Origin of the sequence: Methanorbis rubei (genome assembly GCF_032714495.1) — an archaeon.
Classification (GTDB): Archaea; Halobacteriota; Methanomicrobia; order Methanomicrobiales; family Methanocorpusculaceae; genus Methanocorpusculum; species Methanocorpusculum rubei.
Genome location: NZ_JAWDKB010000003.1, coordinates 242,005 through 255,880, shown reverse-complemented (window position 1 = coordinate 255,880; position 13,876 = coordinate 242,005). Strand labels below are relative to the sequence as shown.

Sequence of the window (13,876 nt, the reverse complement as noted above, 5' to 3'; positions counted from 1 at the left end):
TTCGATGAAAATATACTTCTAAGCATATAATGATTCTGGATGTTTCTGCCCTTCATTCAAACAACAGAACCGGAAGCAAATAATTAATAACCACAACGACTGTATGATTACCCCCAAACCGCTTTTGCTCCAGAGATCCGAATGGCTTTTTTTGATGTGGGAGATGATTTTGAAACGCGAAGAACGCTAATAGCGCGAATAAAAAATCGCCAATGGCGATTTTCAAAAAAATTCTCTTTGCCTCTCAAAACGAATCGATTTTTCTAAAAATAAATAATTTACACAATCTCTTAAAAATCGCCATTTGCGATTTTTTATTCGTGCTATTCGCGTTTCGAAATGTCATCATCCACGTGTACACCATCCCCAAACACTGCCCGCACCCGCTCAAGATCCTCCCGCTTTCCGCTCAGAACCAGCATATCCTCAGGCATCAGAACCTTTGTCCCGTCAGGCGTCAGAATAACCTCGCCTGACGCATGATGCAGCGACACAACCGATACATGAAACCTCTTTCGCAGATGTAAATCAGCAAGCGCCTTACCCGCAGCCTCAGAATCAGGCCTCACCGCAATATGAACAAAATCCGACTTCGACGAAGGTGCAAGAGCAGACGAAATTTTCTGCACCTTATTCCCAATCACCTTCTCAAGCAGCACCTTCTCACGCTCGGCAAACATCTCGCCCCGCACATCCAAAACATACTGCTCCAGATCCTGAGCCGGAACATTCTCATTCGCAAATACCCGCCGTGCCATCGCAAGACCAGCCTCACGCTCATCTGCAATCACCTCGTCCGCACCCAGCTTAAACAGCGCCGAACTCTCGCTCGTGTACCGGGCACGGGTAATAATCGTCGTCCAGGGATTCAGCCTTCTGGCCATCACCGCAATAGACTCGGCAGCCGAAGAGTCCGAGATCGTAATCACCAGCGTTCGCGTATGACTAATACCTGCATGATGAAGAACCGGCTCAAGCGACGCGTCCCCATACAGAATACTCTCCCCCTTTCTCCGCTCCTCAACAACCGTCTCATGATTCAACTCAAGAATAATATACTCGCGGCCGATACGCTTCAGCGCCCGAACCACATACCTCCCTGCCGGCCCAAAACCTACCACAATAACAGGCCCTCCCTCCTCGTCAACCTTTGCTGCAGCTTCCGGCGTCAGAGAAATTGCCGCCCCACCTTTCCCGTGCGTTGCAGCGTGAACTATTCTTTGCGAGATCTTTGGCGCAGCATTTACCGCAAACGGCGCAATCGTCATCGAAATAATCGCAACCGCGAGAAAAATCTGATAGATCCCGTCAGTCAGAAGACCAAGCGACAGACCTGACGATCCAAGAACAAAAGAAAACTCTCCGATATGAGCAAGACTCAGACCCCCGATAATCGCTGTCCCCGCAGTCGCTCCGGCAATCCATCCGGACGCAGTTGCTATCACCGTCTTTGCCAAAATCAGCAGACCAACCAGCACTAAAATCAGCACAATATTTTCCATCATTACGGCAACCGACAGCATCATACCAACTGAGATGAAGAAAATTCCCGTCATCATATCCCGGATCGGCATGATGATTCCGATAACCTCATGATTATACTCTGACCCCGCAATCGCCACTCCCGCAAGAAACGCACCAAGCGACATCGACACATCAACAAGCGAAAGCACCCAGGCAATACCGATACAGATCGTCATCACCGAGATGATGAACAGCTCGCGGTTTCTTCGTGAGACTACCACCTCGAGAATTTTTGGAACAACTACCAGAGCTATCAGCATCACGATTAAGAGAGCTATCATGTTCGTGCCAAGCATCAGAAGCGACTCCATAACACTCTCGCCGGTTCCCGCGAGCATCGGGAGCATCAACATGATAGGAATTACGGCGATGTCCTGACTAATTAAAATTGCAAGCAGCAGTTTTCCATGTCTCGTGTCAATCTGTCCATTGTTCTGATAGATGTTGAGAACAATCGCGGTCGAAGAGGCTGATACCATCAGTCCGAGCAGAAGAGCAGTGTTTGAGGGAATGCCGAACGCAGCTAGAACAACCCAGACAAAAATTGTGGTAAGAATGATCTGCAAGCCTCCACCGATGAGAACGAGCTTCTTCATCTCCAGAAGTTTCTTCAGCGAGATCTCAAGACCGATCGTAAACATCAGAAGAATCAGACCAAACTCTGCGACAAGGCTGACCTGATCATAATCGAACAAGTTGAGGCCCGATGGCCCGATAATAATACCTGTCAAAAAAAATCCGATGATTGTTGGGAGATTGATCTTGCTGCTTAAAAAAAGAACTATCAGCGTGCAGGCAAGGAGGAGAAAAATCCCCATCATGGTTGTTTCAGCGGACATGAATACACCGGAGAGGTTGTGATGAGATGATGTTTGGTATGGAATTTAAAAACTGTATCGATGGTCACAAAATTTGTGTTCGCTGTTCGTGCTCGTAGCTCCGCTCACGGAACACACTGAACACACGGAAATTTTACAGAAAAAAATCACGGAGCAGACGTGAACAACAAGGAAAAAAATTATCACGATAGGAGTTACGCGGTGATGAGTTTCATTGTTTGGGATTTTTCTGTAGGTGGTCTCGCTTGGAGTAACCACGGAACACACGGAATTTCACGGAAAAAACACAGAATACCGCTTCGCTTACGGAAAACACGGAAAGCCTAAGGAAGTTGGCATCTCAAAACGGTGACATACACCAATACCCGTACACTTAGGCTTTCCGTGTTTTCCGTAAGCGAAGCGGTATTCTGTGTTTTTTCCGTGAAATTCCGTGTGTTCCGTGGTTGCCCCAAATAAAATCAAGGACAAAGAATCCCTTTTCCTTATGCTATTTCATATACCGCGTAAGTCCTATCACGAGAAAAATTATCACGAAATTGTAAGTTCCGTGTTGTTCACGTCTGCTCCGTGATGTTTTTCCGTGGAATTCCGTGTGTTCAGTGTGTTCCGTGGGCGGAGCAGCGAACAAAAACACAAACCCGACAACAGCGAGAGAACTATATGTCTGTCCGCCCCATACATACAGCACCGGAAAACCATGGCAGATATGGAAGATACCTACGAAAGAGTCACGGAACTTGCACGCAGACGCGGTTTTGTCTGGCCGTCCTCTGAGATATACGGCTCAGTTGCAGGTTTCATTGACTACGGCCCGCTTGGCGCAATGATGAAGCGCAGAATTGAAAATGTCTGGCGCAAGTTCTACGTCGTGCAGGAAGGATACTATGAGATTGAATGCCCGACCGTTGGTATTGAACCAATCTATGTTGCGAGCGGTCACGTTGGCGGCTTCTCTGACAAAATGTTCCAGTGCCCGCACTGTTTGGAGTTCCTCAGAGCTGATCACGTTGCAGAATCCTTTGGCATTCCGCATGCAGGAACCATGTCCAAACAGGATCTGCATGACGTCCTCGTCGACAAAGAGTGTCCGGCCTGCGGCAAAGTTCTCGGACCAGTTGATGTTTTCGACTTCAACCTGATGTTTACCACAAGTATCGGTCCAGGAGGACAGCGGAAAGGATATCTTCGTCCCGAAACCGCCCAGGGAATGTTCGTTGACTTCCCGCGGCTTCTCAGATTCTATCGCGATCATCTGCCGTTTGGTGCTGTTCAGATTGGAAAATCCTACCGTAACGAGATCTCGCCCCGTCAAGGAATGATTCGTCTGCGTGAGTTCACGCAGGCAGAAGCCGAGATCTTCGTCCACCCTGAGGAAAAGGATCATCCGTTCTTCTCCCGGTACGCAGATTATGCAATGCCCTTATGCGGCATTGCCCAGCAGGAGACGGATGCTCCGGCAATTACGAAGACGATGCGTCAGGCAGTTGACGAAGGCATTATTGCGAACGAGTATGTGGCATATTATGTGGCGATGACGCATGATATCCTCTGCACGATCGGTTTCAATCCTGACAAAATTCGGTTCCGTCAGCATATGCCTGACGAGCGTGCGCATTATGCGACCGATTGCTGGGATGCAGAAGCTCTCTCTGACCGGTTCGGCTGGGTGGAGATTGTGGGTATTGCGGACCGCACAAACTATGATCTGAAGGCCCACTCCAAAGTTTCGGGCGAGAAGATGACGATCTTTGTCCAGTATCCTGAGGCAAAGAAGGTCCACCACAAGGCAATTGTTCCCAACTACGGCAAGATGGGACCGATGTTCCGTAATAAAGCAAAGGCGATTGCTGAACTTATGCCAACCGCTGTGCCGCAGCCTGACGGTCTGCACCTTGTTGTTGACGGCGAGGAAATCATTGTTCCGCCAGAGATGTACACGGTAAAGGACGAGATGGTCGATGTGTTCGGCGAGGATGTTATGCCGCATGTGATTGAGCCATCGTACGGTATTGACCGGATGAGCTATATGGTTCTTGAGCATGCGTATGCCGAGGATGTTGCTGACGGCGAGACGAGAACGGTGATGCGGTTCAAGTCCTGCGTTGCTCCTGTGCAGGCTGCGGTTCTTCCGCTGATGGCACGCGACGGTCTTGATGAGATTGCACGTAAGCTGGTGGACGCGTTGCAGAACGAGGGCGTCCAGACTGAGTATGATGATGCTGGAGCTATCGGCCGCAGATATCGTAGACAGGATGAGATCGGAACTCCTGTGTGTATTACGATCGATTATGATACGAAGGAGGATGCGTCCGCGACCGTTCGCGACCGCGACTCGATGAAGCAGGTGCGGCTGCCGTTGGCAGAGATTCCTGCGGTTGTTTACCAGCTGATGAACGGCAAGAAGACGTTCGATCAGTTGAGATGATCTCATTCAACTGAGTTTCCCTTTTTATTGCATGAAAATATTCCTTGCCCTTATGGTGAGGAACATTTTCACCATTTGAGATGGTGTCAATATTTTATGAGTGTATTTTTGTGAAATTGCACAGTATTATCTCGATCATGGTGCAAATTATTTCTCGAAAATTGGGAGTGTCATATCAGAGTCATCAGAAAATTAATTGCACATATAATTTCGCTGAATCGCAATATTACGGGTAGATTAATGATATCATCTTAAACAATTATAGATGATTTTATCATCGTCAATGTCCTACATTACTAAGATATTGGGTACGAAAAATACCTCATTGAATCGTTGTCTTACTGCCCATTATGCGACATTATGGGTAGAGATCGAGTGACAAAATGGTAAGTCAAATGAATAAATACCTGTATATTACGATAATCGGCGGCGGTTACGTAGGATTGGTAACCGGAACGTGCCTTGCACATCTCGGTCATGATGTAACGATTGTTGATATCGACGAAACTAAAATTAACGCAATAAATTCTGCTATCCCCCCAATCTATGAAAATGGTCTCTCTGAACTTCTGAAAAACCATATTGGTAAAAATCTCCGTGCCTCTACTGAGTACACATCAGTATCTGAGAGTGACGTGATATTCATAGCTGTCGGAACCCCACCAAACCCTGACGGTAGTGCAAATCTATCCTATATTCGCTCTGCTGCAGAAAATATTGCCAACCAACTTGTCAAACACTCTACACCTTATCCGGTTATTGTTGTAAAGAGCACTGTCCCTCCCGGCACAACCCAAAATATTGTTCGTCCGGTTCTTGCATCAAAATTACCGGAACAGTCCTTTGACTGTTGTATGAATCCTGAATTCCTTCGTGAAGGAAGGGCAATCGATGACTTTCTGCATCCCGACAGAATCGTTCTTGGCACGACAGACGAACGAACTCTGAACGTAATGAAAAATGTCTATTCTGGTTTGGACGTTCCAGTACTCACTACCGGCAGTACTGCCGCTGAAATGATTAAATACACCGCGAATGCATTTCTCGCTACAAAAATATCTTTTTCCAATGAAATCGGGAATCTCTGCAAACAGTTAGATGTGGACGTCTATGAAGTGATGAAAGGCGTTGGTCTTGATCATCGTATTTCACCCCACTTTCTGAATGCCGGTGCAGGCTTCGGCGGCAGTTGTTTCCCAAAAGATGTTTCGGCACTCGCTGCATTATCCGAAACAGCGGGAGTGCATCCAATTCTTCTTCAAGCTGTACTTGCTGTGAATGAATCACAGCCCCTGCAAATGATCCGAATTTTAGAGCGACATCTTCCTGATCTGAAAGAAAAACGAATTGCTGTCCTTGGGCTTGCCTTCAAGGATAATACTGATGACATTCGGGAATCCAGATCCATACCAGTTATTGCATCTCTGCTTGGCAAAAACGCCGTACCTGTCTGCTATGATCCAATGGCAGGAGAAAATATGAAACATGTCTTCCCAAATGTTCTCTACTGTAATTCCGCAAGAGAGGCATTGATAAATGCTGATGCCTGCCTTGTAATGACAGAATGGTCTGAATTTTCACAGCTAAGCGAAGAGTTCGACGGCATGAAATCCCGAATTATTATTGATGGAAGACATATTCTTACTATTTCTGATGCAGAAGGTGTATGCTGGTGAAACAGGTAACGAAAGCTGTGATTCCTGCTGCCGGATGGGGCACCAGATTTTTTCCGATGACCAAAGCTCAGCCAAAGGAAATGTTACCAGTCGTGGATAAACCAGTTATTCAGTATGTTGTGGAAGAGGCTGTGGCATCCGGTTGCGATGATATTCTTATTATTACTGGAAGGAACAAACGAGCTATCGAAGATCACTTTGATTCATCATTAGAGTTGGAATATCATCTCACACAGTCTGGAGATCAGAAGCTATTATTGGAAAACAAGCAACTCTCAGAACTTGCAGATATACATTTTATCCGACAGAAGGAACAACGTGGACTTGGTGACGCGATTCTCTACGCTGAGCATCACTGTGGTGACGAGCCGTTTGCAGTATTGTTGGGTGACACCATCTGTGTTCCTCACGCAGGACAGAAGCCCTGTACCGCTCAAATGTCTGACGCTTATACTGGATACACCCAACCGATCATCGTCGTTGAGCCAGTGGCAATGGAAAAAATTCGTGATTACGGAATTATTGCAGGTGACCGTATCGATGATACCCATTATCGAATTACTGATATTGTGGAGAAACCCGAACCGGAAGATGCTCCGTCGAATTTGGGAGCAATTGGCAGATATCTACTGACTCCCGAAATATTTGATCTATTGAAGGAAACAAAACCTGGAAAGAAAGGAGAAATTCAATTGACGGACGCTCTTCGAAAATTTCAGGCTTCTATTGGACTTGTTACGGCATGTACCAGATATGATATCGGTGACAAGCCTGGGTGGATGAAATCCAATCTGGAATTGACTTTGAAACATTCTGTGTTTGGTCCTATATTACGAGAAGGACTTCTGAAGGGTGGTCAATGTGAGTTTTAATGAAATTAACGAAATTATCTCAAAGATAACTCCCTCATATTATGAGGGAAAAAGAGCCCTGGTAACCGGAGGTGCAGGTTTTCTTGGCTCATGGATGTGCGAGTCCCTTTTGGCACTTGGCGCAAACGTAGTCTGTCTTGATAACTACTCCAGCGGTCGCGAAGAAAATATAGTTCATCTTCAATCCAATCCGAACTTTACTATGATAGTGCAGGATGTTTCTAAGGATTTATCTCTCGATGACCCATTTGATTATGTGTTCCACCTCGCATCTCGTGCTGGACCATTTGAGTTTGCTGAGTTCCCTATTGAGATTATCCGATCGAATACTATCGGGACAATGCATGCTCTTGAGATTGCCACAAAAAATCATGCAAAGTTTTTGTTTACATCAACGAGTGAAACATATGGGGAACCGTCTGTTTTTCCGACACCGGAAACTTACCGAGGGAATGTGAATGCAGTTGGTCCTCGGGGATGTTATGATGAAGCGAAGCGGTGCGGAGAGGCATTGTGTATGGCATATCTTCGCCAGAAAGGTGTTGATGTCAGGATTGCACGAATTTTCAACACATATGGCCCGAGAATTCGTGCGGATGGTATCTATGGACGGGTTATCCCGCGTTTTATGGATCAGATTGTGCATGAGCAACCAGTAACGATATTTGGTGATGGATCACAAACGCGGTGTTTCTGTTACGTGACAGATACTGTTGTCGGTCTGTTGCGTTTGGCAGCGTATGACGGATGTACTGGGGAAGTGGTGAATATTGGCAGTTCTCATGAGATGACAATTCTGGAGCTTGCCAAAATGATTTATACGATATGTGATAAAGAGGAAAATCTTACTTATCATCCGATGCCTCAGGACGATCCGACTCGGAGACTGCCGGATGTTAGTAAAGCAGAAAATATGTTGGGGTGGAAGGCTGATGTTACACCCGAGATCGGGATTTCAAGATTATTAGTATATGGGACTGAAACATTATGATTTATGATTGTTTTTCTTTCTTTAATGAATTAGACTTATTGGAATTGCGTCTGGAAACACTTGATCAGATTATAGACAAATTTGTACTTGTTGAAGCGACTAAAACTCATTCAAATATAGATAAGCCTCTCTATTTTGATGAAAATAAAGAACGGTTCGAAAAATGGAATGATAAAATAATACATATTATCGTTAATGAGTATCCGGAGTACAGGACTTCATGGACATATGAAAACTATCAACGAAATTGTATAATGGAAGGCCTAAAAACCTGTAATGCTGATGATATTGTAATTATTTCTGATATAGATGAAATACCAAGGCCAGATAGCATTTTGGAAGCTGCTGCAACCCCTGGAATAAAATGTCTTGAAATGAAGATGTATTATTATTATTTGAATTATCTTAACTACACCAATCCAAATTGGTCTGCAGTGAAGGTGTTAAGATATAATGAGTTCAAAAAAGATATTGATTGTCAGTATAGTTCCTTTCTATTGGAAGAATTAAACGAAGGAAATACTCCTACTAAAATTAGACATTACCAAACATCCCTGAAGATCAGGGAAGCAGGATGGCATTTTTCTTACTTGGGAGGTCTTGACAAAATTATCTATAAAATCACATCTTTTTCTCATCAGGAGCTTAACAAAACCAAATATTTGGAGAAAAACGTTCTTGAGAGAAAAATAAAGGAGGGAAAAGATCTTTATAACAGACCCGATAGATATATGTCTGTACCTATTGACTCGACATTTCCTGAACCCATATATAATAATCTTAAAAAATATGAAAACTATATTTGTGATTTCCCTCAGCCAAATTTCTTTGTAAAATATTATTATATTTCCATCTCTCGCATTCGACAATTGATGTCTGTGATGCTGAACTACGTCAGACATATTTTTTTCAAGAACAAATAATATTTTCATAGGGCTTAATTTCATTTGAACGAAATAGATGTTCACTCTTCAATTTAGTTACGTGGGTACATATGTTGGTTAATCCTGACAAACCTCATCTTTCTTCTATCCTCCCAACCAATATTATTACAATACCAATGCCCTACGTCAGCCATCCCAATATCCCTCCGGACACCATCGAAGAGCGTGCATACCAGACCAACATCGCCAGACACGCACTTGACGGCAACACCCTGGTCGTTCTTCCGACAGGAATGGGAAAAACCGCAGTCGCCCTTCGCGTCGCTGCCGAGAGGCTCTCAATCGGCAAAATTCTCATGCTCGCCCCGACCAAACCCTTAGTCGAGCAGCACTACCGCTACTTCTCCAAAAATCTTCTCCTCGAAGAAGGCGACGTCGCCATGTTTACCGGCAGCAATTCGCCGGCAAAACGAATCGAGATGTGGGGAACAGCGAAGTTGTGTATCTCAACGCCTGAAGTCATCAAAAATGATCTCATCGCTGAACGCTACTCGCTCCGCGACGTCTCGCTCTTAATCGTCGACGAGTGCCACAGAACTGTCGGCAACTATGCCTACGTCTTCATCGCCGAACGTTACGCCGCAACCGCAACTCAGCCGCTTATCCTTGGCATGACCGCGTCTCCCGGTTCTGACCCTGAGATGGTCGCTGAAATCTGCGGACATCTCTCGGTCAGCATCGTTGAAAGCCGTGTTGAGACTGACGCAGACGTTCGTGCTTACGTCCATGAACGGGAGATCGAGTACCGGTCGGTTGATCTGCCCGAAGACCTCTGGCTTGCCTTGAGCGTTTTAAACAGCATGATCGATGACCGGCTCGTAACTCTCACCGATCTCAACTACCGCGTCCCCCGACGTGAAGCGCTTTCCATGAAAGCGCTAAACGGCGTCATGGCACAGATTCAGACCAGAATGCATGAACGCGACCGCACAGCCTACACTGCAATGTCAGTGCATGCCGAGCTGATGAAGCTCAAGCACGGCGTAACAATGGCTGAATCGCAGGGAACAACCGCGTTGAAAGCGTATCTGATGCGGCTCGAAAGCGAAGGAGCGTCTGGGGCTGGAAGCAAAGCAAGCAAACGCATCTGTTCGGACGAACGCTTCCAGCGCCTGCTTGCCCTTGCAGACAACTGGAAGAAGGAACTGCATCCCAAAGCTGACGAAGTGGTGAGAATCGTCCGCGACCAACTGGTTGAGGACGCTGAATCCAGAGTGATTGTGTTCGCAACCTACCGCGACGGAGTCTCGATGCTGGTGCACCATCTGGCAGAAGCAGGAGTTCCTGCGATCCGGTTCGTGGGCCAGGCATCCCGCGACACCGAGAAAGGTCTGTCGCAGAAGGAACAGATCGAAGCGATCCGCCAGTTCCGCGAAGGAAAGTATCATGTGCTGGTCGCAACCTCGGTTGGTGAGGAGGGTCTTGATATTCCGTCCACTGATCTCGTCGTCTTTTACGAGTCGGTGCCTTCCGAGGTGCGGAGTATTCAGCGAAAGGGGCGGACCGGCAGGAACTCGTCAGGAAAGATCATCGTTCTGATCACGAAAGGGACGACTGATGAAACCTTCCGTTGGGTGAGCAGCACCCGCGAGAAGCAGATGCAGAAAGGCGTGAAGGCGATGCGCAGCGGAAATGTTCCGCTTCCAACACCCGATCCTGCAAAAGCCCAGATGACGCTTGCTGACGCTGTCCTTCGGGCAGCCGCATCGTCTGCGGAATCGGATGATGCTGAGCGTCCTGCAATCGTTATCGATAATCGGGAGATGTCTTCCAAGGTTGCCGAGCATCTCAGCAATCTCGGCGCAAAGATTACGCTTGCGGCTTTGCCGGTCGGAGACTACGCCATTGGTGACCGGGTTCTTGTTGAACGAAAGACTGCGCAGGATTTTGTGGATACGCTTGTCGACCGGGATCTGTTTGGTCAGGTAAAAAGTCTTGCGGAGTCTGCGTCCAGACCGGTTCTGATTGTTGAGGGAGGTTCGATTGCGGATCTGTATGAGCTGAGAAATATTCATCCGAATGCGATCCGCAACACGCTTGCGTCAATTGCGGTGGACTTTGACGTGTCGCTCGTGTTTACGCGGGATGCGGAGGAGACTGCCGGCATGCTGTATGCGTTTGCCCGCAGGGATCTGGGCGAGGCAAAGTCTGAGCGGAGTTTCCACCGCCACAAGTCTGCACGAAGCGGAAGAGAGGAGCTTGAGTATATTTTAACGGCTGTGCCTGAGGTCGGACCAAAATCTGCACGCGATATTTTGTCGGCGTTTGGAACGCTTCGTGCGGTGTTTTCGGCAACTGCTGGGGAGCTGATGCAGGTGAAAGGGGTCGGGGAAAAGACTGCGGGCGGTATTGTGGGTGCGGCTGAGCGGAAGTATGAGTGAGAGGTTCTTTGATTGTTAGGTGATTGCTGATTGCTGATGTCATCCTCTTTTGGTAAAAGGTGATGAGGCTTCGAATTTTTTTTGTTTTTTTTTGATAGGAGTTACGCGGTGATGAGTTTCATTGCGGATTTTTCTGTAGGTGGTCTCGCTTGGAGTAACCACGGAACACACTGAACACACGGAATTCCACGGAAAAAACACAGAATACCGCTTCGCTTACGGAAAACACGGAAAGCCTAAGTGTACGGGTATTAGTATATGTTACCGTTTTGAGATGCCAACTTCCTTAGGCTTTCTGTGTTTTCCGTAAGCGAAGCGGTATTCTGTGTTTTTTCCGTGGAATTCCGTGTGTTCAGTGTGTTCCGTGGTTGCCCCAAATAAAACCAAAGACAGAGAATCTCTTTTCCTTATGTTATTTCATACCGCGTAAGTCCTATTTTGAAAAAAAATCAATCCAGACAAAGCACCCATTTATATATGATCAATACAATATAGATAACACGAGAGTACTTACGGAGCACTCTTCTTCTCTTTTTGGAGTGTGCGGGATTTTTTCCACGACAGACACCTTTTCTCAAACTACCGTCGCAATCAGCAATCAGCAATCACGTAACAATCAAACGTAGAAAAAAAAGAAAAAAATATCACACCGCGTCACAGATCAGCTGCCCCATCTCAGTGCAGCCTACCCGCTTCATTCCATCGCGGTAGATATCTCCTGTCCGGTAACCTTTCGCTAAAACTGCAGCAACCGCAGCCTCAACCGCGTCAGCCTCTGCTGAAAGATTCAGCGAATACCGCAGAAGCATCGCAAGAGACAGAATCGTTGCAACCGGATTTGCAAGATTCTGCCCCGCAATATCAGGAGCAGACCCGTGAACCGGTTCGTAAAGACCCGGAGTATTCGCTCCCCCAACCGATGCGGACGGCAGCATCCCAATCGATCCCGTAATCGCCGCAGCCTCATCCGACAAAATATCGCCGAACAAATTACCCGTCACAATCACATCAAACGCCGCAGGATTTCTCACCAGCTGCATCGCCGCATTATCCACATACATATGGGACAGCTCCACTTCCGGATACCCTTTGGCAACTTCTGTCACCACCTCGCGCCAGAGCCGTGACACCGCCAGCACATTCGCCTTATCAACCGAACACAACCGCTTGCCTCGCTTCATCGCCGTCTCAAACGCGACCTCAGCCACACGGCGGATCTCATGCTCCGCATAAATCATATTCGAAAAACCGACCCGCTCGCCGTCACGAACCTCAATCCCTGACGGCTCACCGAAGTAAACATCCCCGATAAGCTCGCGGACAACCAGAATATCAATCCCGTTCGCCACAATATCAGGCCGCAGATAACATGCATCCGCTAACTCGGAAAACAGTTTCGCAGGACGCAGGTTCGCAAACGCTCCGGCAGCTTTTCGCAGCGCAAGAAGTCCCTTCTCCGGCCGGATAGCCGGATCAAGCGTATCCCATTTCGGTCCGCCAACCGCACCAAAAAGAACCGCGTCTGAACTCATGCAGACCTCCTGCGTCGCAGGCGGAAACGGAACGCCGGATGAATCAATCGCCGCACCGCCAAAGTCCGCATACCGCAGATCAAACGAGTGATGGAATTTCTTCCCAACGATTGAAAGAACCTTCACCGCCTCAGCAACAACCTCAGGACCGATACCATCGCCCGGCAGAACCGCAATTTTGTAGCTTCCCACCTTACTCAGCCCCGATCTGTTTTCTCACATACCCAACAAGCCCGCCGGCATCCAAAATCTCCTGCATAAATGAAGGAACCGGAGAACAGGAGATGACAACGCCTTCTGCTGTTGTGATCGTTCCCTTCTCGGTATCAACAGTCAGCATCTCGCCGTCAGAGATCTTCTGATACTCATCGCCGACCTCAAGCAGAATCAGTCCGGTATTGAACGCATTGCGGTAGAAAATTCTCGCAAAACTGTGGGCGATCACAACCGGAATGCCCGCACCTTTAATTGCGACAGGCGCATGTTCGCGGGACGAACCGCAGCCGAAGTTCTCGCCCGCAACCATAATATCTCCCTTCGAGACGCGGGAGACCCAGTTCTCTTCAAGGCCGGACATGCAGTGTCTGCCGAGCTCTGCCTCGTCAGTAGTTACCAGGAACCGTGCCGGAATAATTGCATCCGTATCAATATTTTCCCCGACAACGTGGGCTTTGCCTTTATACTCCATT

Annotated in this window: 9 protein-coding genes; 6 read left to right on the top strand and 3 right to left on the bottom strand. The window is 47.3% G+C overall.

Annotation, left to right across the window (positions count from 1 at the left end; genetic code table 11):
- Positions 1–323: 323 nt before the first annotated feature.
- A complete protein-coding gene (locus McpCs1_RS04730) occupies positions 324–2,363 on the bottom strand; it encodes a monovalent cation:proton antiporter family protein (RefSeq protein WP_338096111.1) in 2,040 nt (679 codons plus the stop codon).
- Between the two features lie 709 nt (positions 2,364–3,072).
- Between McpCs1_RS04730 and glyS the strand changes: the two genes are divergently transcribed.
- The 6 genes from glyS to McpCs1_RS04700 all read left to right on the top strand — a co-directional run bounded on the left by glyS (position 3,073) and on the right by McpCs1_RS04700 (position 11,655).
- Positions 3,073–4,791 (top strand): glycine--tRNA ligase, encoded by a 1,719-nt coding sequence (glyS, locus tag McpCs1_RS04725; RefSeq protein WP_338096148.1) that lies wholly within the window; start codon positions 3,073–3,075, stop codon positions 4,789–4,791.
- Positions 4,792–5,174: 383 nt separating this feature from the next.
- Entirely contained in the window at positions 5,175–6,467 is a 1,293-nt protein-coding gene (locus McpCs1_RS04720; protein WP_338096110.1) for a UDP-glucose dehydrogenase family protein, read from the top strand.
- Positions 6,458–7,339, top strand: coding sequence for a UTP--glucose-1-phosphate uridylyltransferase GalU (galU, locus tag McpCs1_RS04715; protein ID WP_338096109.1), 882 nt, complete (start codon positions 6,458–6,460; stop codon positions 7,337–7,339). Before McpCs1_RS04720 ends, galU begins: the two co-directional genes overlap by 10 nt.
- Complete coding sequence (locus McpCs1_RS04710; RefSeq protein ID WP_338096108.1) at positions 7,329–8,330, top strand: NAD-dependent epimerase/dehydratase family protein; 1,002 nt, start codon at positions 7,329–7,331, stop codon at positions 8,328–8,330. Before galU ends, McpCs1_RS04710 begins: the two co-directional genes overlap by 11 nt.
- On the top strand, positions 8,327–9,253 hold the full coding sequence (locus McpCs1_RS04705) for a glycosyltransferase family 17 protein (protein ID WP_338096107.1): 927 nt from the start codon (positions 8,327–8,329) through the stop codon (positions 9,251–9,253). Before McpCs1_RS04710 ends, McpCs1_RS04705 begins: the two co-directional genes overlap by 4 nt.
- Positions 9,254–9,390: 137 nt before the next feature.
- Positions 9,391–11,655 carry a DEAD/DEAH box helicase gene (locus tag McpCs1_RS04700; RefSeq protein ID WP_338096106.1) on the top strand — a complete coding sequence of 755 codons (2,265 nt, stop codon included), beginning with the start codon at positions 9,391–9,393 and terminating at the stop codon, positions 11,653–11,655.
- 644 nt (positions 11,656–12,299) lie between these two features.
- Here the strand turns inward: McpCs1_RS04700 and leuB are convergent.
- Both leuB and McpCs1_RS04690 read right to left on the bottom strand, forming a co-directional pair.
- Positions 12,300–13,379 carry a 3-isopropylmalate dehydrogenase gene (gene leuB, locus McpCs1_RS04695; RefSeq protein ID WP_338096105.1) on the bottom strand — a complete coding sequence of 360 codons (1,080 nt, stop codon included), beginning with the start codon at positions 13,377–13,379 and terminating at the stop codon, positions 12,300–12,302.
- A gap of 1 nt (position 13,380) precedes the next feature.
- On the bottom strand, positions 13,381–13,875 hold the full coding sequence (locus McpCs1_RS04690) for a 3-isopropylmalate dehydratase small subunit (protein WP_338093722.1): 495 nt from the start codon (positions 13,873–13,875) through the stop codon (positions 13,381–13,383).
- Between the last annotated feature and the right edge of the window lies 1 nt (position 13,876).

Excerpts from the sequence above, each read along its gene's own strand:
- McpCs1_RS04720 (WP_338096110.1), top strand. The coding sequence starts at position 5,175 with ATGGTAAGTCAAATGAATAAATACCTGTATATTACGATAATCGGCGGC.
- McpCs1_RS04700 (WP_338096106.1), top strand. The coding sequence starts at position 9,391 with ATGCCCTACGTCAGCCATCCCAATATCCCTCCGGACACCATCGAAGAG.
- galU (WP_338096109.1), top strand. The coding sequence starts at position 6,458 with ATGCTGGTGAAACAGGTAACGAAAGCTGTGATTCCTGCTGCCGGATGG.
- McpCs1_RS04705 (WP_338096107.1), top strand. The coding sequence starts at position 8,327 with ATGATTTATGATTGTTTTTCTTTCTTTAATGAATTAGACTTATTGGAA.
- McpCs1_RS04730 (WP_338096111.1), bottom strand. The coding sequence starts at position 2,363 with ATGTCCGCTGAAACAACCATGATGGGGATTTTTCTCCTCCTTGCCTGC.
- glyS (WP_338096148.1), top strand. The coding sequence starts at position 3,073 with ATGGAAGATACCTACGAAAGAGTCACGGAACTTGCACGCAGACGCGGT.
- McpCs1_RS04690 (WP_338093722.1), bottom strand. The coding sequence starts at position 13,875 with ATGGAGTATAAAGGCAAAGCCCACGTTGTCGGGGAAAATATTGATACG.